We start from the raw sequence: 22,474 nt of genomic DNA on the forward strand, positions 1-22,474 counted from the left end.
TGTCAGATCATTTCAACTGGCTACTAAATTTGCTTCCAACGCCTTTTCAAGTATCGACCGCACCTCGGGCCGGCAGGAGCCGCAGCCGGTTCCGGCACCGGTGGTCTGGCAAAGGTTTTGGAAGTCGCTGCAACCACCGGTAATGGCTTTTTCGAGATTTCCCTGGCCCACATTGTTGCAGGAGCATACGAGTTTGCCAATCATAGGATCGACTTGCTGGCTTGCGCGCAGAAGTTGCAGGCGCTTTTCGGAAAGCTCGACTCCGTTGGCGATCAAATCGCGGAATTCGAGGAATTCGTTTTTGTCACCGATCAGGATCGCGCCCACGAGCTTGTCGCGGTGCACGATGCATTTTTTGTAATAACGCTTCGATTTATCGATAAATACGATCTGCTCGTAAGCTGGGTCGTTGGCTGGGGCGTCTGTCATACCGATGCTGCAAAGCTGTAAACCTTCCATTTTGAGGATGTTCATCGACGTGCTGCCTCTGTAAGGTTGCGAAATATCGCCCGCGAGGTAATTGGCGATCACCTCCGCCTGTTGCTCGGCGGCGAGGGTGATACCCCACATTTGCCCGTTCCATTCGGCGATTTCACCGGCCGAGTAAATATCCGGGTCGGAGGTTTGCATATAATCGTTCACTACTACGCCGCGCTTACAATCCAAGCCGGCCGTTTGGGCAAGTTCAATGGTCGGAACGGTGCCGATCGCCAGTACAACCACCTGGCAATCAATCTTCCGTCCCGATCTTAGCCTGATCCCTTCCACGGTATCCGAACCCGAGAAGGTGGCAACCTCATCATTGAAATAGCATTCGATGCCTCTGTCGAGCAGCTCCTGGTAGAGCAATTCGCTGGCAAGCGGATCGAGCTGACGCTCCATAAACCGGCCGCTGCGCTGGATAACCGTCACTTTTACGTCCATTTCGCGAAACGAAGCCGCGAGTTCCAGGCCAAGGATACCGCCGCCGACGATCACCGCGTGCGGCTCTGGTTGTTTCAGGAACGGCAGAAGCGAATCCGCGTCCAGGCGCGAGCGCATGTTGAATATGCCGGGCAGGTCAGGAACTCCTTTGGGCATAAATGCCTTGCTGCCCATGCCGAGGATCAGCTTGTCGTAATGGTGTTCCGTTCCGTTGCTATCGATCACAGTTTTGTGTTTGCGGTCGATATGCTCGATACTCACGCCTTTGTGAACGGTAATGCGGTTTTCCGCAAATTGGTCCTCGCGCAACTTCACAAGCTGCTCCCAGGTTTGCGAGCCGCTAATATAGTCGGGCAGCATTACCCGGTTATAGAACGGATATATTTCTTTGGAAAAAACATGGATATCATCGTCCGCATTCAGCTGGCGGTAGGAATTGATAAAACCCAGCCCGGCCGATCCGGCTCCGATGATGATGATTTTTTCGGCCGGTTTTTCGTGTAAACTTACTTGTATCGCGGAGAACTTGAAATCGGGTTCCTTGGATTTGGGATCAACTAACGAGCTGGTCAGGTTGTTTGCCCGGACCAGATTACTACCCAATATTTTGCCCCAATGCATCGGCAGGAAGCAAAGGCCCTTGCGCACGTCCTCAGAAATCTGCGCTTTTACGCGCACTTCCCCGCGACGGCTGCTTACCGTTACCAGATTTCCTTCCAGAATGCCCCGCTCGCGTGCGTCTTCCGGATGTATTTGCAGGAACGGTTGGGGGATATGTTTGTTTAGCTTTGCGACGCGACCGGTTTTAGTCATTGTGTGCCACTGGTCACGGATCCTTCCACTTGTTAAAACCAACGGGAATTGATGGTCGGTGGGCTCGGAGGTGTTTTCGTCGGGTACGCCGTGGATTTTCGCTCTTTTGTTGGGTGTGTAGAATTGGTGGTCGGTAAAAAGGCGCTTGGTGCCCGGCTGGCGAACGTCAGTGGATCGCGCACCGTCCAGCGAGGACAGGGGCCATTGTACGCTGCGTTTTTCTTTCAGCAATTTGTGGCTCACACCGGTCACGTCGATCGTCGTTCCGGCGGTCACCTTCACATATTCATCGTAAACTTCGGAAGTGGTTTTATAATTAAATGCTTTTTCAAAACCCATTTTCTGTGCAAAACGCCAGAGGATCTCGGAATCGGGCAATGCTTCGCCCGGCGCGTCGAGCACTTTGGGGAGATAGGTAATGCGGCGTTCGGCATTCGTCATGCTGCCGTCTTTTTCCAGCCAGGCCGCCGCGGGTAGTACCACATCGGCGAAATGCACGGTGTCGGCGCGGTTAGAAACATCCTGAACGACGACAAAACGCGACTTTTTCAGCGCGCTTTCCACGGCGTTCATGTCGGGCATGCTTACCAATGGGTTGGTATTGATGATCCATATCGCTTTCAGTTTATCGTCGGCCAGTGCCTCGAACATTTCTGTGGCGGTAAGTCCGGGCTTGTCGGCGATGCGGACGGGCGTGTTCCAGAATTTCTCTATTTCTTCGCGGTGTTCGGCATTTACTACTTCGCGATGTCCCGGCAGGATATTGGCAAGGCCACCTGTTTCACGGCCGCCCATGGCATTCGGCTGGCCGGTAAGCGAGAATGGCCCGTTGCCAGGTCTCCCTATTTTGCCGGTAATTAAATGCAGGTTGATGAGCGAAAGGTTTTTGTTTACCCCAATTACCGATTGGTTCAATCCCATTGTCCAAAAGGAAAGAAAGCCTTTTGAACGACCGATCCATTCGGCGGCTAAGGCAATGTTGGCGGAAGGGATACCGCAAATGTCGGCCGCTTCCGCCAAGGTGCGCTGCATTACTTGTAGCCGGAATAAATCAAAACCATCGGTGTGGTCAGCAATAAACCGCTCATCGAGATAATTATTTTCGATCAGCAAACGGCCGATCGCATTGTTGAGAACGATGTCGGTGCCCGGGCGGATCTGCAAATGCAGGTCGGCCGAGCGGGCAGTGTCGGTCACGCGTGGGTCCACGCAGATGATTTTTACACCCGGGTTCGCCGTTTTGTGCGCTTCCACGCGTCGCCAGATAATGGGATGGCACCAGGCCGGGTTAGCGCCGGTTACGTACATGACATCGGCCGCCTCGATGTCGTCGTAGCAAACAGGAACGCTATCCTCGCCCAGTGACAACTTGTAACCCACCACCGCCGAGCTCATGCACAAGCGGGAGTTGGTGTCGATATTGTTGGACCCGATGAAACCTTTGATCAACTTGTTTACAAGGTAGTACTCTTCCGTGAGGCATTGGCCGGAGACATAGAACGCTACCGAATCGGGTCCAAATTTTTTGATTAATGTGTTAAAAACGGCGGCTGTACGTTCCAAAGCCTCGTCCCAGGTCGCGCGCTGCAAAGGCATCGAGCGGTTGAGGCGCACCTGCGGGTAAAGCAGCCTGTCCGACTGATCCATCACCGTGTAATGCAGGTTCATGCCCTTCGAGCACAGCATTCCCTTATTCGAAGGATGTTCCTTATCCCCTTCAAGGCTTAGCTGGCCGTTGCTCTCTTTCGTCACCACGACCCCGCAGCCTACGCCGCAGTAACAGCAGGTCGATTTGTAGGAATTGGGGGTCGGTTTCATGGTTGGTCTTTTTTGGGTGGATCCCCAGGTTAAAACCTGGGGTTATGGGAATGATTCTGCAATCCATTTACGTTGGTTTCAACTAACGGAAACGGCCCGGAAGATGCCATTATGCCTCGACGGCTTCCAATTGGCCGGTCTCTGCTGTAATGGCTTGTGTTTTTTCAAAATTGATCAATGCAACAATTGCAGCGATGCATGCAATGGCTACGCCGATGTACATGAATGCCTGCGAGTAGGTAATAGTGGTCGATTTGAACAGAAAGCCCGCGAGTACCGCGCCTACATTACCTCCCGCACCCACGATACCGCTTACCGAACCGATCGCCTTTTGATTAATAAAAGGAACAATAGCGTAAGTGGCACCATTCGCCATTTTCAGGAACATTGCAAAGCAGAGCATGGTGATCACCGCGCCTACAATGCTGCCACTTTGCGCGAACAATGCAATGCCGATGCCTTCCAGCACGAGCAGCAATGCCAGCAGGCGACCTTTGCCCAACATTCCCCATTTGTTACCTACTTTATCAGCCACGATACCCCCAACCGCACGGGCAAAAATGTTCATAAAGCCGAATGTGCCTGCCAGGATCCCCGCGGTTGCCAGTGAGGTATCGAAGTTTTCAAAGAAATACAATGCAGCTACGTTGTCGAAAGTGATTTCTATTCCAAAACATGCCCCATAAGCCAGGAATAGCGCCCAGGTGCGTGGATCACGCATTGCGATGCCTAATGTGCCTTTCGCTTTGGCGGCTTTCGAATTGGACACGGCCAGGTCTTCGAAGTTGCCTGCCGGGGTATCTTTGGTGAAGAAGTAATATACGAATGCGAAGATCAGCAGCGCAGCTCCCGGGATTACCATTGCAATTCTCCAGGCCGATTCGGGCAGGTAGCCTGCGCCAACGAATGCGGCGAAGATCAATGGCATCACCATGTTGGTGATCCCTCCGCCAAGGTTACCCCAGCCGCCAGCCACCGCGTTGGCTGTTCCGACGATTTTCTTGTCGAACATCACCGATGTGTGGTATTGTGTCACGACGAATGACGCGCCGATCACGCCGATAGCGAGGCGGAACAACAGGAAGCCTTCGTAGGAATCCACCAGGCCGACTGTCATTACCGGAATCGAGCCAAGGCCGAGCAATGCAGTGTAAGTTTTACGCGGCCCCCAGGTGTCGCAAAGTTTCCCGATCGCGATACGAGCGATGACCGTCGCGGCCACGGAAGCGATGATGATGTTGCCGATCTGTGGTTTGGTCAAACCCAGGTCGGTTTTAATAACCGTCATCAGCGGGGCCAGTCCGAACCATCCGAAAAAACAAAGGAAGAACGCCATCCAGGTCAGATGGAAGGTACGCATTTGTACACCCTTGAAGCTGAAAATGTTGAGTTTTTCAAGCGGCTTGTTGGTCGTTTCCATAGTAATAAGAGTTTGAAAGTGATGGTTGTGACAGAAGCTTATTTCAGAAATTCAGGTTTGATATTGATCATCAGGTAAGTCCAGTTGGACATTTTCTGCGGGTTTTTCACGCCCTTCACCTGTGCGAGGCTGTTGGTGGAGAAAAAAGTGCAATAGCCGCCCTGGAAGCTGATCGTTTTCGTCAGGTTATAGTTGGCGATGATGTCGAGTTCTTCGCCGAAGCTGGACGAAAGTTTCTGGTTATCAGCCACACGTACTGCTGCTGCGCTTGCGAAATGATGCAGGTCGGTATTGATTGAAAGTTTTTCGGAAGCCTTGATGGTCGTATTAATATAAAGGTCCGAAAGTCCGCCCTTGCCGAAGCCATTTGCCGCGTAGAAGTAATCCATTTGCCCCCAAAACTTGTGCGGCGTGCCGTAGAGCGGGTCGAATGTGTGGTTCTTGGCCGATCCGGTAGCTGTACCGGAGGTGTAGTCAAAGCCGGGACCAATGGAAAATGCACGGCTCATCGCATACAACCCCCGGACAGAATACATATAAGCGCTCAGCGAAGCACCGTCTTTGTCTTTTCCGGTTTGATAGAAAGCATTGGCAGTCAGCGTCCAGCTCTTGCCGATTTTTGTTTGCAGGTAAGGACCGATGGTCACGCGGCTCCGCACGCCGTTGTCCAGCTTTTTAACGCCCGCCGTATCTAACGTATATTTCTGAAAATCATCCTTCACAACGAGAAACGAGGCATTTCCCTGCTTCAATTTTTTACCTAAATAGAGAAATTGCAGTGACTTATACATCGTCCCGATCCCGTTCGTTCCGGCTGCATACCCTACGGGCACACCGTCATACAAAGTACCGGTTTTGAGCTCACGGTTTTGATTATACGCGACACCTAAATGTGCCGTGAAACCATTGAAACCGTATTTGATCAAAGCCGCATCGTGGCGCCGGGCTTGTTGCAGCCAGTCGAGATTGCCGAGTACGCGGCTGTCGTCGTAGAGAAATTCCTGCCGTCCGATCTTCAATGCAAACTCCTTACCGAGCTTGGTCTGATTGGTATCGAGCAAGCTGATTTCCCCCCAGGCTTCGTGCAGCATCAGACCGTTCTGTGCCGAGTTGGTAATGCGGTTGTTGGTTGAGGCGTCCTGCCCCCAAACGCGCACATCCTGCACGGCTACGAAAAACTGTGTCCGGTAACCCTTGTAGCCCGCATTCAGGCGGGTACGCTGGGAAGTGAAAAAGGCAGGATTTTCGCCTTTGGAAAGCATTGTGCCTTGTCCGTCAAGCAATTCCGTCCGGGTTCGCAATTGCCCCGAAAGGCTGAACTGCGCCATCGTTCGTGTCGGGGCCAGCAAGCCCGTTCCCGTAATACCCAGCAAAAGGAGGTAAACAGCTTTTCTCATTGTTATTCATGTTTAGGTTGGAGTGAAAGCAAAGCAGGTTAAAATGCCATCTGCATGTTTTGCAGGTATTCTAATGCGTAGGCGGGGCTAAGGGCCACAACTTCGCCCATTACCATAATAGCCGGAGTGCCGATCCCGTTCTCGCGTACGAGCCGGGGCATCTCCCAAACCTGTCCCACCACACTCTTCTCATCCGGCCGGGTGCCGTTCTGGATCACCGCCATTGGCAAATGGCCGCGTCCGAAGTGTTTGTATAATGCGCAAATCTCTTCCAGTTTATTCAAACCCATTAACACGATCACCGTAGCCCGTGACTGCGCCGCCAGCCGGAGGTCGTCCGAAAGCTCGCCGTTCTGCGTTGTGCCCGTGATCACCCAGAAACTTTCGCTCACACCGCGGCGCGTAACAGGTACGCCAAGTGAAGCGGGCACTGAGATGCTGCTGGAAATACCCGGTACTATTGCGCAAGGGATGTCGTGGTCCTGTGCATATTCGATCTCCTCATGCCCGCGGCCGAACACGAACGGGTCGCCGCCTTTGAGCCTTACAACATGACCGCGCTTGCGGGCGAGGCGGACGATCAGGCCGTTGATCTCGTCCTGTGAGAAGGAAGGGTTGCCCACTTTCTTGCCTACATACATCTTCAATGCGTGGGCTGGCGCAAAATCCAGGAACGCCGCATTGGCGAGTTCGTCGTAGAGTACCACGTCCGCAGTCTGCAATGCACGCATTCCTTTCAGTGTGATCAGTTCGCTATCTCCGGGGCCGGCTCCTACCAATGTCAGTTTCGCTTCCATCTCTTATATATAATAGAGTGAATATTGGAAATGTACTATATATAGTATTTTGTAACTATATCGATTACTGGTTCAAATTTACTAGTCAAATTTTATAAAACAATCATTTTGCCAAAATTTATGTTTGTTTTTAACCATAGTTGCGAATAAAAAGTTAGGAAATCCAAAAAACACGATTTACTTTTGACTTATCGAAAAAGTAATGATACACACATAATATTAAAATAGTGCAACAAAATAATTATGTTTTCACAAATCAATAGTTATTAATTACTATGAAAGCTGTTTCAAACACCCGGATCGTCGTAGTTGGCAATGGTATGGTGGGCTACAAATTCTGTGAAAAGCTCCTCTCGAAAAAAAAAGATGGACAGGATTTTACCATCACTGTATTTGGCGAAGAGCCTCGTGCTGCCTACGATAGAGTACATTTGAGCGAGTTTTTTGCAGGCAAGACGGCAGATGACCTTTCTATGGCCGGCATCGACTGGTATGCCGAGAACGGGATACGGTTGTTTTTGTCCGATCCGGTGGTGGACATTGACCGGGAGGAGAAACTGGTGCGTTCACATCATGGACATATAGTGTATTATGACTACCTTGTCATGGCAACCGGTTCCGGAGCCTTTGTTCCGTCGATCCCGGGTGTTGAAAAGGACGGAGTATTTGTATACCGCACGATCGAGGACCTGGAACTGATCCAGTCGTATGCCAAAAAGGCGAGAAGAGGTGCGGTGATCGGTGGTGGTTTGCTGGGTCTTGAAGCGGCAAAGGCGCTGCTGGACTTAGGTTTGGAAGAGGCACATGTCGTTGAATTCGCTCCAAGGCTCATGCCAAGGCAGATCGACGATGCCGGTTCGCGCATGCTGCAAAGCCAGCTCGAATCACTCGGTTTACATATACACCTTTCAAAAAGCACACAGGAAATCAAAGGCGACGATTGCATTGAAGGAATGCAGTTCGCGGATAATACCTTCCTTGAAGTAGATATGCTGGTGATCTCCGCGGGTATCCGCCCGCGTGACGAAGTTGCGAAAATCGCCGGCCTCGAAACACACCCGCGCGGTGGTATTGTAGTTAATAATCAGTTGCAGACCTCCGATCCTTTCATTTTCGCGATCGGTGAATGTGCATTGGCCCACCATATGATCTACGGGCTGATAGCGCCGGGCTATGAAATGGCCGACGTGGTGGCTACCATGTTGACGGGTGGCGAAAAGGAGTTTCTTCCTTACGACATGTCGACCAAACTGAAACTGATCGGGACCGACGTCGCGAGCTTCGGCGATCCGTTTGTGGAAGAGCCGGCTTGCAGGACGATCCGTTACGAAAACAAAGCCAAAGGCATTTACAAACGCATTAACGTAAGCACCGACGGTAAAACGTTGCTCGGTGGAATACTGGTAGGAGAAGCAGAGCAGTACAATATGCTCCTCCAAACCTGCAAAAATAAAACCATTCTGCCGCCCGACTCCGAAGATCTGATCCTGGGCTCCCGCGGGGGCGAGGAAGCGGGTGCGGGCGTGATGAGCCTGCCCGACGACGCGCTCATATGCTCATGCGAGGCCGTTACCAAGGGGATGATCTGCCATGAAGTAGGCGAAAACGGCCATCAGACTGTGGATGCATTGAAGAAATGCTGTAAAGCCGGTACCGGCTGTGGCGGTTGTATCCCGATGGTGAAGGACCTTATCACGGGTGTGTTAAAGGAAAAAGGCGTTTATGTGCGGAACGTTGTTTGCGAGCATTTCGACTATTCGCGCCAGGAACTGATGGATCTTGTTAAAATGAATGGGCTGAAAACCTACGGCGCCGTGCTCGATCATCATGGCAAAGGCGATGGTTGCGAAATCTGCAAGCCGGTGGTAGCCTCGGTACTGGCCAGCCTTTGGAATGAAAATATTCTTGAAAAAGACCGTGCGGTAGTGCAGGATTCGAATGACCGTTACCTGGCCAACATCCAGAAGGGCGGTACCTATTCGGTGGTTCCGCGGATTCCGGGCGGAGAAATCACGCCCGAAAAGCTGATCGTGATCGGTCAGGTGGCTCAGAAATATGGATTATACACTAAAATCACCGGCGGCCAGCGCATCGACTTGTTCGGCGCCCACCTGGGCGACTTGCCGGATATATGGGAAGAACTGATCGACGCGGGCTTTGAAAGCGGCCACGCTTACGGCAAATCGTTGAGAACGGTGAAAAGCTGCGTGGGTTCTACCTGGTGTCGATTTGGGGTGCAGGACTCGGTGTCTTTTGCGATTGAAGTCGAAGACCGCTACAAAGGGCTGCGCTCCCCTCATAAATTGAAATCGGCGGTATCCGGCTGCGTGCGCGAATGTGCGGAGGCGCAAAGTAAAGACTTCGGCATTATCGCTACCGACAAAGGCTGGAACCTGTTTGTGTGCGGCAATGGCGGCGCCAAACCGCAGCATGCCCAACTTCTGGCGAGCGATGTAGACAAAGAAACTTGCCTCCGCCTGATCGACCGTTTTCTGATGTTTTACATTAAAACGGCTGATCCTCTGACACGTACTGCTACCTGGCTGAACAAAATGGAGGGGGGGATGAACTACCTGAAAGCCGTGGTTGTGGACGATGTGCTCGGCATCGCCGAAGAACTCGAACGCGACATGCAAAACCTCATCGACGTATACAAATGCGAGTGGCGCGAAGTGGTCGAAAGTCCTGAACTGCGCAAGCGATTCACCCATTTCGTGAACACGCCGATCAAAGACCCAAGCATCACATTCGCAGAGATGCGCGAGCAGAAAAAGGCGACGGAGTGGGCGTAAGGCCGTATTGCGTTTCAGTACCACCCCAGGGTTGAAACCCTGGGGTATATAACTACTATTATTTCAACTCCGGGCTTCAGCCTGGGGAGGCACAACGATCAACCTTACAGACAGATGGAAACGATCACCGACACAATCAATGCAGTAACCTGGCACATGGCGTGCTATGTCGACGACATCCCGGAAGATGGCGGAGGCTGCGCATTCATCAGTGGTAAACAAATCGCAATATTTAACTTTTCAAGAAGGGGCGAGTGGTATGCTACCGACAACCAATGCCCGCACCGCCAGCAGATGGCAATTTCGCGGGGAATGATCGGCAGTCAGGGAGAAGAACCGAAAGTAGCTTGTCCTTTTCATAAAAAAACCTTTTCATTGCAAACCGGACAGTGCCTGAACGACGACGAATACCGGATCAACACTTTCCCGGTGATGGTCAAAGAGAACCGCGTCTACATCGGCTTGTAGTCGTCCCGGCCCGTTAAAGGGACATAGACGGCAGCGCCGTCCGGTCACAGACCGATCATTAACCCAGGGTTTCACCCCTGGGCTGGTACCATATGGAGAGACTTGACAAGCGCGTAGCGGGTAGCCTGACGCGGTTTTATGTAGTGGCGTTGTGTGTGGTGGCTTTGCTTACCATGAGCGGCCTGTTTCTGATCAGGCGCACGATCAGGAACCTCAACCACGACAGTCGCGTCGTGAATGTGGCCGGGCGTCAGCGGATGCTAAGTCAGCGGCTTACCAAGCTCGCCGTATTGAAGATCAATAGCTTCGAGCACCGCGACACGGTGAGTTTCAATTCGTTACTCGCATTGTGGAAAGACAGTCACGAGGATCTGGTGTCGAGAAAACTTCCCCTTGAAAAGGGTTTTGTTACCTGGAAGAGCCAGCCGCTGGACACGATGTTCCGCGAGCTGGCTCCCGTTTTTGACCATATCTATCAAAATCTGCGCATCATCAGCAGCGACAGCGCCGGCCTGGCCGGAAAGCAACGGGCGTTGGCCGAAGTCCTCACAAATGAGCCGCGGTTCCTGGCGCAGATGGATCGCATTGTATTTCAATTCGACAAGGAGAGTTTTGAAAGGCTTGAAAACCTGGAACGTATCGAATGGATCCTCGATCTGATGACGATCCTGGTGCTCGTCGCGGAGGGGTTACTAATTTTCAGGCCGGTAGTGAATACCACCCGGCGCGTCGTGCGGATGCTCACGGAGTCGGAAGATGCATTGCAGCTTTCCAATCAAAGATTAAAGGAGGCTAATATCCAGCTTGTCGAAACACAGAAAGAACTGTTACGTCTCGAAGAGGAGAAATATGAATTGCAACTGGCCGAAGACCGCGTCAGGGCAGGGGCGCTGATAGAAGGGCAGGAGGAGGAACGAAAACGTTTCGCATTGGAGCTGCACGACGGAATAGGCCAGATGCTTACAGGATTGAAACTGCATGCGGAGAAGTTGAAGGCCATGCAATTTCACGACGAAAAACACCAGAAACGCGTTGAACAGCTGGTAACGCTTATCCAGGACATCATCCAGACAACCAGGCAGGTATCATTCAATCTCATGCCTTCTGTGCTCAGTGATTTCGGGTTGGCATCGGCATTGAAATTGCTCTGCCAGCAGACCGCCGATTTGTCGGGAATCAAGGTTTTGTTCGAAGGCGAAACGGGTGAGCGGATCCTGATGAGTCGCCCAATGGAGATCGGACTGTACCGCATTGCCCAGGAAGCGTTGAATAATGCGGTGAAACATGCGAATGCGGATCAGATCAAGATTAAATTGGAACAAAATAAGAATCGCATTGTTTTGGAAATCGCCGATGACGGAAAAGGATTTTTAATTAGTAATTTAAAGTCAGAAGGACAGTTCCTGACCCGTAATGGGATGGAAAATATCCGTACACGCACCCAGCTTCTGAATGGTGAAATAGAAATCATTTCAAAGGTGGATAGCGGAACGAAACTGGTCGTTCGTGTTGATTTATAATGACTTACTACTGATTTGCTGACCACGTATGCCTATTCGGATTTTAGTTGTAGACGATCATTCGGTAGTGAGGCAGGGCATTATTACCCTGCTTGAAGATGAGGAAGACCTGATCATCGCCGGCGAAGCCTCGGACGGTGACGAGGTATGGGATATGATCGAAAAAGTGAAGCCCGATGTGATCCTGCTCGATCTGACGATGCCCCGTATGTCGGGCCTGGACGTGATCAGGCAGATCGTGCCGGTATTTCCGTCTGCGAAAATCCTCGTATTCAGCATGCATAACAATACCGATTACATGCTTTCGTCCGCGCTGAACGGTGCATCCGGCTATCTGGAAAAAGACACCGGCCGCGACGAAATGCTTAGGGCGATCCGTGCCATTGCCAAGGGAGAGCTCTATTTCCCGCCCTACGCGTCGTCGGTGATCATCAAAAGCCTCCTCAAACAGCTCTCGCGTGTGTCCGATGCCCGACCCGTGCGGGAAGAGATTCAGGAGAAATCAATCTGGAAAATTATTACCCCACGCGAACAGCAGATTCTCAGATGCCTTACCGAGGGCATGAGCAGCAAGGATATAGCTGAAAAGTTTGATATCAGCTCCAATACGGTGGCCAATCAACGCGCCAGTATTATGAAAAAGGCCAATGTGAAAAACACCGCCGAGCTTATTAGTCTTGCGATGAAGTAACCCAATGGCCTGATTTTTTACAATGTCCATCAAAAGTTTGATAAGCTTCGCTGCCCGGTCACGGGCTTGCGCGAGCCGGTACTTAACTCGACGACGCGATGGACAGGAAATACACTTTCATTTTGGCTCTGTTGCTATTTTGCACGGCTGTTTTTGCTCAGAATTCGGGAAAGCCGGGCGGAAAAAATACGCAGGCGCGAAAGAAGATTGTCTTCATTGCAGGCCCCGATAGCCATGGCAAAGGCGAGCATGAGCACAACGGCGGCTGTACTTTACTGGCCAAAGCCCTGAACGACAGCATGCCGGGTGTAGAAGCCGTGGTGGTGCGTAATGGCTGGCCACAGGATGAATCGGTACTAGACAATGCCGCTGCCATCGTTTTCTATCTCGACGGCGGCGGTAGCGATCACCTGGAGTTGGTTCATGCTGCGAAAATGGAAAAACTGGTAGCCGGCGGCACTGGTATTGTAAATCTGCATTTTTCCCTTGAAGTATCCGCAGACGCTGGCGGCGAACGTTTTTTGAAATGGATAGGGGGATATTTTGAGACTAATTGGTCTGTAAATCCTGTCTGGGAAGCCAGTTTCGCACGGTTTCCCGATCATCCCGTCGCACGCGGTGTAAAACCTTTCTCGATTCTGGACGAGTGGTATTACCATATGCGTTTCCCGGCTGACATGAAGGGTGTAACGCCTATTTTGCAGGCATTACCACCGGAAGCGACGCTGAAACAGCCAGACGGGACGCATTCCAACAATCCCGCCGTGCGCGAGGCAGTTATCACCAGAAAGGAAATGCAAACCCTCGCCTGGGCCTTCGAGCGGCCCGACGGAGGTCGGGGATTCGGCTTTACGGGCGGGCATATGCACAAGAACTGGGGGAACGATAATTTTCGCAAACTCGTGCTGAATGCGATCAGCTGGGCAGCAAAAATCGATATCCCTGCCGAAGGAGTACCTTCCGCGACTCCTACTGAAAATGAGTTGAATGCCCTTGCCAAGCGTGTAAACTGAGGCTTGCGGATTAAATTTTTTTAATCCGTAAATTTCTTTCACCGGTTTTGCGTTAATGATTGCAATATCCCCGGTGGTCCTGACAAAGACAAAAGACGAAGCAGGCCCGTTGCCGTTTGTTTTGAAGTCCAGATGAAATACGGTTTTCAGGAACCGCGCAAGCGCCCTAACAAGATCAACATTTTACTATTAATCCTGTTTTTTGCAGGGCAACGGTTGGCCTATGCCCAAACAGATTCCACTGCTGCTATACAAAAAGCTACTGTCGTAAAAGACACCACCGCGTTACAAAGCAATGCCGCTGCGCAAAACAAAGCCAAGCTGTTCTTTAATTTTGATGCGCGGGGCACATTCATTCAGCATAAGCATATCAATGTTTTCGGAGTCAATGCGGGAATAACCTTTGGCGAAAAGCGCAATCGCCTTACGGCAGGTTATTATTGGCTGGGCTACAATGCCGCCCGGCGGCTCGTCAACTGGCGTAAAATACTCCCCAACCCGCTGAACCTCTCTTATTACACCGCTACCGACGTTCGCTTTGCCAATTTTGCCTACTGGCACACAGCGATCCGCAACAAGCGCTGGGTATTATCCACACCATTGGAAATAGGGATCGGTAACGAAAGCACCCGCTTCCGCGACCTTTTCGACGGCGTCGCCTCCGGCTCGCGAAAGGATTACTTCATTCCCCTGCAGGTAGGTGTCTACGCCGAGTACCGCGCATTCCGCTGGGCCGGTATCAATTCCCAGATCGGCTACCGCAATGCACTCTCCTCCGGCGAGTTCCGCGAACGGTTCAGCGGGTTTTATTATAGTTACGGAGTCAACTTGTATCCTGAGGCCATCTGGAAGGATTTTAAGAAATGGAGTAAGAGGAAAGGAAAATCTCAGACGCTTGATAATGCATCGGCGCCGGTTGGACATTAAGCGGTGATCTCGTTGGCAGGTGTGTTGAAATAAAAGCAATGAAATCGTTGTCAGTGCACTGAGTTTTTGGGTAATCTCCCATTACTCCCAATTTTCAACGAATTTCAGCCCAACCCCTTGCGTTTCTAATTTCTTTAAACTTACTTTGTCTATCAAATTAGTAGATTTTATCTGTTAACCACCAGCAGACAAGATCAATACCACAATCTTTTTCAAACATGAAATCGATGGATCGTTATTCTTCGCGCAGTATTATTATGCCTATGGTGGGCTTCCCCGGTTATTCCTACGCACTTGCATCCTGTTGCTGTTGTTGAGCTGTTTCTGACGACGGCACGTGTCGCCGCATTCTGATTTTCACCCTGTTACATATCATTAATTATGCTGTGGGTTGACTGGCCCACGCTTCCAACCATTTTACATCATGAAGAATTTTAGAACAATCATCCTGGCAGCAGGTCTTGCGCTGGCCGCTTTCCCCAATGCATTTGCACAGGAATCCAACGAAAATAAAGTGATCATCACCGGCGTACGCTTCGCCTATCCGCTGGTCGATAAATGGATCAAGGAATATACCGCCGCTAATCCCAAGGCGCAGATCGTGATCGAGACGCGTACCATCACCGATCCGGCAAAATACGACTTGCTCATCGAGGCGTATGACCAGGAAAAAGAAGTGAAGGATACCCGCGAGTATATCTCGATCGGTCGCTATGCTTTGCTGCCGGTAGCGAATGCAAAATCGGCGTTTGCGAAAGAATATGCCGATAAAGGGCTGAACGAGAAAACCTACAAGCAGATTTTCTTCCACGATATTTATGCGGAAAAAGACAAGTCGCTGACGACGCAATACACGATTTACACCCGTCTTCAAAAAGCAGGCGCGCCGCTCACCTTCGCCCGGTACTTCGGTTATGAGCAACAAAACATCAAAGGCAAGGCCATTGCAGGTGCCGATGAGCATTTGATCAAAGCCCTGCTGAAAGATGAAACGGGCATTACCTACACCACGCCCGGTCTCGCCTATGATCTGGCAAGCCGCAAGCCGCTGGAAGGCCTGACGATCATTCCTGTGGACCTGGATGGCAATGGACGCGTTTCGAAGGAAGAAAAAGCATTGGAAAACCTCGACCAGGTAATTGCAACGCTGGAAGCAGAAAAAGTAAAAAATGTGCCGGTTGAAAACATCCATTTTTCAATCGCAAAAAATAACTCGAATCAGGAAGCGAAGAAATTCCTGCTCTGGGTAGCGGCGAATGCCGAGAAAGACCTTCATCAATTCGGTTATCTGAAAGCCGACGCCAAAAGGCTGGCTGACGAGAAAGAGAAACTCGAAAGATTTCAGGCTGTAAAGTAAGGTTTGCACGCCCGCGGGCACGACGTTGTGTGGTGCCCGCTGCTTTCTTCTACCTTCAATTCCAAAACCTTCATGAAAAAACGACTACTATCCGCCCTGACCAGGCAGCGGCTGAGCCTTTTTGTGCTCAGCACTGCCGTTTTTGGCCACGCATCCGCCCAGCATGACCCCGTTCAGCCGTTCCGCGGTAAGATCGGGAAAACGATCGAAGAGACTGAACAGTGGTGGCAGGAGCAACCCAAGGCTCCCAAAGGTGCACCTAATGTGGTATGGATCCTGCTCGACGACGTGGGTTTCGGCGCAACTTCCGCATTTGGCGGTTTAATTGATACCCCTAATTTTGAAAAGCTGGCCAAAGGCGGCCTGCGTTATACAAACTTCCACACCACAGGCATCTGCAGCCCTACGCGCGCATCCCTGCTCACGGGCAGGAACCCGCATGCCGTAGCCATGGGGCACCACGCCGAGCTGGGCATCGGAGCACCGGGTTACAACGGTAATATCCCCTTCGAGGCGGGAACAGTGGCCGAAATCTTTAAAGAAAATGGCTACAACACATTTGCGTTAGGTAAGTGGCATGGTAACCAGCCGCGCGACCTCACTATCGCCGGACCCTACAACCGCTACCCGACAGGCAGGGGTTTTGAACATTTCTATGGTTTCCTGGGTGGCGCTACCGATCAGTGGCACCCGCAGTTGGTAGAGGAAACCTCACCGATCGATATCGAGCCCAACACAAAGCATTTGAACCGGCTGCTGTCTGACAAAGCCATTTCCTACATTGCCAATCAAAAATCAGCCGATCCTGAAAAGCCATTTTTTCTCTATCTCGCAACCGGCGCTGCGCACGCGCCGCATCATGTAGCCCGCGAGTGGAGCGATAAGTATAAAGGTAAGTTCGACGGCGGCTGGGACGAATACCGTGAAAAGGTTTTCCAACGACAACTGGCCGGCGGCCTCGCGCCGAAAGGCACGCAACTGCCCCCGCGACAAACCGGTATCAAACCCTGGAACTCGCTCTCGGCCGATGAGAAGAAAATTTACGCACGGTTTATGGAGGTATATGCAGGCTTTCTTTCCTATACCGACTACGAGGTGGGCAGGGTAGTGGATTACTTGCAACAGATCGGTCAGTTAGATAATACGGCGATTTTCCTCGTCGTCGGGGATAATGGCGGGAGTAAAGAAGGAACTTACACCGGCACGGCCGGAACAGCAGAAAAGTCGTCCGGAGATGATGTCAAATTTCTTTTATCCCAATACGATAAGCTGGGTACCGAATACAGCTATCCCAACTATCCGCTGGGCTGGTCGCAGGCTACCAACACGCCATTCCGTTATTGGAAAAGCGATGTGAACGCTGAAGGTGCATCGCATACAACCCTGATTGTGCATTATCCCAAAGGCATTACCGATAAAGGCGGGCTTCGGACGCAATATGCGCATGTGACCGACATTCTGCCAACGACCATCGAACTGACCGGTGTGAAGGTGCCCGCGGAAATCAATGGCTATAAACAATGGCCCTTCCACGGTACGTCGCTGGTCTATTCGCTCAATGACGCGCAAGCTGCGGCGCGGCATACCCAACAATATTATGAGCTGCACGGCGGCCGTGCCATTTACAAAGATGGCTGGAAAGCAAGCGTCTATCATCCGCGGAATACTTTTGGCGAGGAGACGACGGATATCAATTTTATTGCGGATTTCAAGCGTGACAAATGGGAGCTTTACAATATCAATGAAGACTGGAACGAGATCAATGACCTCGCTGCCGAGCACCCCGAAAAGCTGGAAGTATTGAAAAAACTGTTTGATGAAGAAGCGGAGAAATACAATGTATACCCGCTGAAAAACTTTCGTGCCGGGCTCACGCCACCGCCTATCCGTCCGAAGACGGTGATTTACGAAGGTACTACGATCAAAACGCGGGTTTACATCGGAAAAGGGCCGATAGATATTACAGCCGAAGTCGAGACGGGTAAAAATGCGGAAGGCGTGATTTTCGCGAACGGGGGGCTGCTGGGTGGGAGCAGTCTTTATATCAAACAAAACCAACTGCATTACCTGCTTAACGACGGTGTTAAGCAGGTTTTATTAAAGTCTTCCAAGGCATTAAAAGAAGGCAGGAACATCATCCGCTTGCAGTTTTCGGCTGATAAAAAGGTTACCTTGTTAGCTAATGGCGAGCAAGTAGCTGAACAGGCTGATATTAATGCTACGAAATACCTTGCATCGGCCTCTTCCGACGGGTTCAGCGTCGGGAAAGACCTGAATTCGCCTGTGACCAGGGATTACCCGGGTACCTTTGCTTTTACCGGTGCCGTCAGGCAGCTGGTGATCGAGCAGCGCGAGCAGAATCAGGGGAAAGTAGGGTTGTTAAAAAAGGGTAATTAATACTTAAAATGCATTCAATGAGAACACTTTTAACAGGTGCGGCAATGCTGTTGGGCGCCTGGATGGCCGCCTTGACAGTGCAGGCCCAAACACCCCGCAAGCCTAATATCGTGATCATCCTAGCCGACGACCTTGGCTATGGCGACATTGGTACATTCGGCGCGACAGATATTCGCACGCCGAATATCGACGGACTGGCTACGAATGGTATCAAGCTGACTTCCTTCTATTCCACCTCACCCGTATGCAGTCCCACGCGTGCAGCTCTTATTACCGGGCGCTACCCGCGCAGGCTGGGAATCGATCATGTATTTTTCCCTGAAAGCTTCACGGGCATTCCTGCCGAAGAAGTGACCATCGCCGAGGCTTTGAAAGGCAATGGTTACCGCACCGCGATCTTCGGCAAATGGCATTTGGGCCATCACAGGCAGTTTTTGCCGTTACAAAATGGTTTCGATGAATATTACGGTATTCCGTACAGCAATGATATGATGGGCGTAGCCTATTTGCGCGGCAACGACGTGGACAGTATGAAGGTCAACCAGAAATACATTACGCAGACGTACACAAAGGAAGCGGTACGGTTTATCGACCAAAACAAGGACAAGCCGTTTTTCCTGTACATTACCCATAACATGCCGCACGTACCGATCTACGCTTCGCCAAAATTCGAGGGTAAGTCCAAAAGAGGTTTGTATGGCGATGTGATTGAAGAACTTGATTGGAGCGTGGGTGAGGTTGTAAAAGCATTGAAAAAGAATGGGCTGGAAGAAAATACACTCGTAGTATTCACCAGCGATAACGGCCCCTGGCTGATCTTCGATGTGGAAGGTGGCTCAGCCGGGCCGTTGCGGCAGGGTAAGGGGACCACTTTCGAGGGCGGGCAGCGCGTGCCGACCGTGGCTTATTGGCCGGGTAAGATCAAGCCGGGGACGGTTTATGACGATCTGGCATCGCACCTGGACTTTTACCCGACGATTATCAGCCTTACAGGTAGCCAGAAAACCCAAACTAAAAAACCGCTCGACGGAGAAGACATCAGCCCGGTACTATTCGGAACCGGCAAACGGAAAGGTGACGAGTTTGCCTATTACTCTAACGGTATTATTGAAGCCTACCGCAAGGGCGACTGGAAGATCAGGCTACCGCAAAAGGATGTGAAGATGGGCAATGCGACGATCGTACCGGCGGCGGATACATTGCTTTTTAACCTCAAAACCGATATTGGTGAGCAAAATAACCTTTTGAAATCCAACCCGGCGAAAGCGAAAGAACTGCTGGCCTCGCTGGAAACCTATAAAAAGAAAATAGGCGATACTCCGTTGCCGCTCGTGCAGCGCATGCCCTCCGACGACAGCCATATCAAGAAAAGAGCGGATCGGGCAGCTGGGAAAACTACTGGCAAGTAAGTAGTTTTGGAATGGTTATGTATTTGATAACCATTCCATTTTAACTTGAAAACGAGCCATGAAAAAGATCACCACCACCGCCGTCGGGCTTTCATTCGCCCTGTCCTTTTTGTTTACTTCTGCCAAAGCGCAGGACATCGTCCTCAAACCCGCTTCGCTTACAGCCTATCAGGTGGCCGTCACAGCAACTGACTTTAAAGGAAAGCAAGCTATTGCCCTTGAAATGCCCGGAATGCCCAATAATGAAAAGACAGTAGCCGTATTGAAAGGCATTGATTTTCATAACGGTACGATCGAAGCCACCATTTCGGGCCAGCCGAGGGCGAATTCCGGCGAAGGGGCACGCGGGTTTGTCGGCATTGCATTCAGGGTTGCTGCGGATACTTCCAAAATGGAGCTGTTTTACATCCGTCCGACAAATGGCCGCGCCAACGACCAGATGCGCAGGAACCACTCCACGCAATATGTTTCGATGCCCGGGTTCCCGTGGGAGAAGTTGCGGAAGGAAACTCCTGAAAAATACGAAGCCTATGCGGACATGCTGCCGGCTGAATGGACCAAGGTGAAGATCGAGGTGAAGGACGAAACTGCGAAGTTTTATGTGAATGGCGCTTCCCAGCCTACATTGATTGTCAACGACCTCAAACAGGGAAAGGACCTTCGCGGAAGCGTCGGCCTGTGGATCGGGCCGGGCACGCTCGGGCACTTTACCGATTTGAAAGTAACCAAACTGGACTAATCGTTCCCTACTCAATGCTACACGTTAAAAAATTCCAATAATGCAGGGTGCTCCTTGCATTATTGGAATTGATAACCTTATTTTGTCGATTAAATTTATAGAGTAAGTATTTTATTGGAATTCCTGTCGACCGGAAATAACCACCATTTCCAGACGGTACATTTACAAATGCCTGTAATGCTTTAAAAACAGGGGCGGGGTTTCATGCATGCGCATTGGTGCGTATACGGCTTGACGTTACATTCCTTGATTTTTACTAAACCCGCTTAATGCTGATAATGAGAAAGTATCTCTACCTGGTCCTGTTCCTCACAGGCTTTTTGAGTCACTCTTATGCCCGGGAAACGGTCAATGGTGTGGTGAAAGATGCCTCCGGGCAAACGAGCGACCAGCCCAACATCCTCTTCATCCTTGTCGACGACTGGGGATGGACGGACCTAAGTTCGGCCGGGAGTAAGTATTACGAAACGCCGAATATCGACCGGTTGCGGAAAGAAGGCATGTGGTTTTCGCAGGCCTATTCTGTCGGCCCGAACTGTGCGCCCAGCCGCGCTTCGCTCATGACGGGCAAATACACGCCGCGCCATGGCATTTACACCGTAGGTAATGCCGATCGCGGCAACTCCGTGGATCGGAAACTGATCCCGATCGAGAATAATACCGTGCTGAACCCTTCGTTTGTAACGATTGCCGAGGAACTGAAAAATGCCGGTTACAGCACCGGTCTGATCGGTAAATGGCAGTTGGGCGGCAAGGGCAAAGGCGCCGACGCGCATGCCCAGGGTTTCGACCATGTCATTGGCGGTACCGGCGGTACCAGCGCCTATTTTTATCCCTATAATAAAGATGGGAAAGCATCCCCGCACGAAGGCATTACCACCGGGGGCGAAGGGGAATACCTCACCGACCGGCTCACCGATGAGGCATTGAAATTCCTCGACGGCAATAAGCAGAAGCCGTTTTTTCTCTACCTGTCGTACTTCGCCGTGCATACGCCGATCGAGGCCAAGGCGGATATTATCTCAAAATACAAATCGAAGAAAGCTGACAGCAATCACTACAATCCTGTATATGCAGCCATGATCCAAAGTGCCGATGAAGGTATCGGCCGCGTTTTGAAACAACTCGATGCATTGAACCTCGCTGAAAATACGCTGGTCGTTTTCTTCTCGGATAATGGCGGAATGGGGGCAGTAACGGCACAGCACCCGTTGCGCGGTTCCAAAGGAATGCTCTACGAAGGCGGCGTACGCGTGCCATTGATCGTGAAATGGCCGGGCAAGACCAAAGCCGGTTCGCAAACTGATTCGCCGGTGATCGGTGTGGACTTCTACCCGACATTGCTGGAAGTGGCTAATATTCAAAAGCCGTTGAATACCGATGTGGACGGAGATAGCTTCGTGCCCCTTCTTTCAGGTAAACCGGCCCCGCAGCGCGACATTTTCTGGCATTTTCCGGCTTACCTCGAAGCCTACAAAGGCGATAAGCGGAACAAAGACGCTTTTCGCACGCGGCCGGTGAGTACCATCCGCTCAGGCGATTTCAAACTGCACCAGTTTTATGAAGACGGGCGCGTCGAGCTTTACAATATCCGCGCGGACATTGGCGAGACGAAAGATCTGTCGAAATACAATCCGGTCAAAACCAAAGAGCTGAAAGACAAGCTCGAAGCCTGGAAACAAAAGACGAATGCGCCAATACCAACGCAACTGAATCCGGAATATGCACCGGGCACCCAACCAAAGCCCAATGGCGCCCCGACGGTAGCAACAGAGGAATAGTCATTTTTTATTATACCAAAATAAAATGAAAAAGCTCTTCAGAATCAGTGCGGCCATGCAGGCGCACGGGCCGTGGCAGATCGATGGTGCCGACGTGGGCCGCGACCAGAAATTCGCGGTGTCGGATCAGTACCAGACGCCGTTTGCATTTACAGGCAAGTTGAAGAAGGTGACAATCCGGTATCAGTAAGTTTTGAAATAATCATTCATA

General features: G+C 51.2%; 16 protein-coding genes. 12 read left to right on the plus strand and 4 right to left on the minus strand.

The window, feature by feature from the left end:
* Window positions 1-12: 12 nt before the first annotated feature.
* The 4 genes from IEY24_RS26170 to cobA all read right to left on the minus strand — a co-directional run bounded on the left by IEY24_RS26170 (window position 13) and on the right by cobA (window position 7,169).
* Window positions 13-3,555, minus strand: a complete 3,543-nt coding sequence (locus IEY24_RS26170) for a nitrate reductase (RefSeq protein WP_188938009.1) — start codon at window positions 3,553-3,555, stop codon at window positions 13-15.
* Between the two features lie 109 nt (window positions 3,556-3,664).
* Window positions 3,665-4,975 carry a NarK family nitrate/nitrite MFS transporter gene (locus IEY24_RS26175; protein ID WP_188938011.1) on the minus strand — a complete coding sequence of 437 codons (1,311 nt, stop codon included), beginning with the start codon at window positions 4,973-4,975 and terminating at the stop codon, window positions 3,665-3,667.
* A gap of 38 nt (window positions 4,976-5,013) precedes the next feature.
* On the minus strand, window positions 5,014-6,372 hold the full coding sequence (locus tag IEY24_RS26180; RefSeq protein WP_188938014.1) for an alginate export family protein: 1,359 nt from the start codon (window positions 6,370-6,372) through the stop codon (window positions 5,014-5,016).
* A 38-nt stretch (window positions 6,373-6,410) separates the two neighbouring features.
* Entirely contained in the window at window positions 6,411-7,169 is a 759-nt protein-coding gene (cobA, locus tag IEY24_RS26185) for a uroporphyrinogen-III C-methyltransferase (protein WP_188938016.1), read from the minus strand.
* A gap of 275 nt (window positions 7,170-7,444) precedes the next feature.
* Between cobA and nirB the strand changes: the two genes are divergently transcribed.
* The 12 genes from nirB (at window position 7,445) to IEY24_RS26245 (ending at window position 22,453) form a co-directional block, all read left to right on the plus strand.
* Complete coding sequence (gene nirB, locus IEY24_RS26190; protein ID WP_188938018.1) at window positions 7,445-9,961, plus strand: nitrite reductase large subunit NirB; 2,517 nt, start codon at window positions 7,445-7,447, stop codon at window positions 9,959-9,961.
* Window positions 9,962-10,075: 114 nt separating this feature from the next.
* Window positions 10,076-10,429: a nitrite reductase small subunit NirD gene (gene nirD, locus IEY24_RS26195; protein ID WP_188938020.1), complete on the plus strand. Its 354-nt coding sequence runs from the start codon at window positions 10,076-10,078 to the stop codon at window positions 10,427-10,429.
* Window positions 10,430-10,521: 92 nt separating this feature from the next.
* Window positions 10,522-11,949 carry an ATP-binding protein gene (locus IEY24_RS26200; protein ID WP_188938022.1) on the plus strand — a complete coding sequence of 476 codons (1,428 nt, stop codon included), beginning with the start codon at window positions 10,522-10,524 and terminating at the stop codon, window positions 11,947-11,949.
* 28 nt (window positions 11,950-11,977) lie between these two features.
* On the plus strand, window positions 11,978-12,640 hold the full coding sequence (locus IEY24_RS26205) for a response regulator (protein WP_188938024.1): 663 nt from the start codon (window positions 11,978-11,980) through the stop codon (window positions 12,638-12,640).
* Window positions 12,641-12,738: 98 nt separating this feature from the next.
* Window positions 12,739-13,653: a ThuA domain-containing protein gene (locus tag IEY24_RS26210; RefSeq protein WP_188938026.1), complete on the plus strand. Its 915-nt coding sequence runs from the start codon at window positions 12,739-12,741 to the stop codon at window positions 13,651-13,653.
* Between the two features lie 132 nt (window positions 13,654-13,785).
* A complete protein-coding gene (locus IEY24_RS26215; RefSeq protein ID WP_188938029.1) occupies window positions 13,786-14,580 on the plus strand; it encodes a hypothetical protein in 795 nt (264 codons plus the stop codon).
* A 424-nt stretch (window positions 14,581-15,004) separates the two neighbouring features.
* Window positions 15,005-15,937, plus strand: coding sequence for a type 2 periplasmic-binding domain-containing protein (locus IEY24_RS26220; protein WP_188938032.1), 933 nt, complete (start codon window positions 15,005-15,007; stop codon window positions 15,935-15,937).
* Between the two features lie 72 nt (window positions 15,938-16,009).
* Window positions 16,010-18,334, plus strand: coding sequence for an arylsulfatase (locus IEY24_RS26225; RefSeq protein WP_188938034.1), 2,325 nt, complete (start codon window positions 16,010-16,012; stop codon window positions 18,332-18,334).
* Between the two features lie 17 nt (window positions 18,335-18,351).
* Window positions 18,352-19,743, plus strand: a complete 1,392-nt coding sequence (locus IEY24_RS26230) for a sulfatase family protein (RefSeq protein ID WP_229223176.1) — start codon at window positions 18,352-18,354, stop codon at window positions 19,741-19,743.
* Window positions 19,744-19,801: 58 nt separating this feature from the next.
* Window positions 19,802-20,482 (plus strand): hypothetical protein, encoded by a 681-nt coding sequence (locus IEY24_RS26235; protein WP_188938036.1) that lies wholly within the window; start codon window positions 19,802-19,804, stop codon window positions 20,480-20,482.
* 278 nt (window positions 20,483-20,760) lie between these two features.
* Complete coding sequence (locus IEY24_RS26240; RefSeq protein ID WP_188938040.1) at window positions 20,761-22,263, plus strand: sulfatase; 1,503 nt, start codon at window positions 20,761-20,763, stop codon at window positions 22,261-22,263.
* Window positions 22,264-22,288: 25 nt separating this feature from the next.
* Entirely contained in the window at window positions 22,289-22,453 is a 165-nt protein-coding gene (locus IEY24_RS26245; RefSeq protein WP_188938043.1) for a hypothetical protein, read from the plus strand.
* Window positions 22,454-22,474 lie beyond the last annotated feature (21 nt).

The sequence above is a fragment of the Dyadobacter endophyticus genome (assembly GCF_014641595.1).
Taxonomy (GTDB): Bacteria; Bacteroidota; Bacteroidia; order Cytophagales; family Spirosomataceae; genus Dyadobacter; species Dyadobacter endophyticus.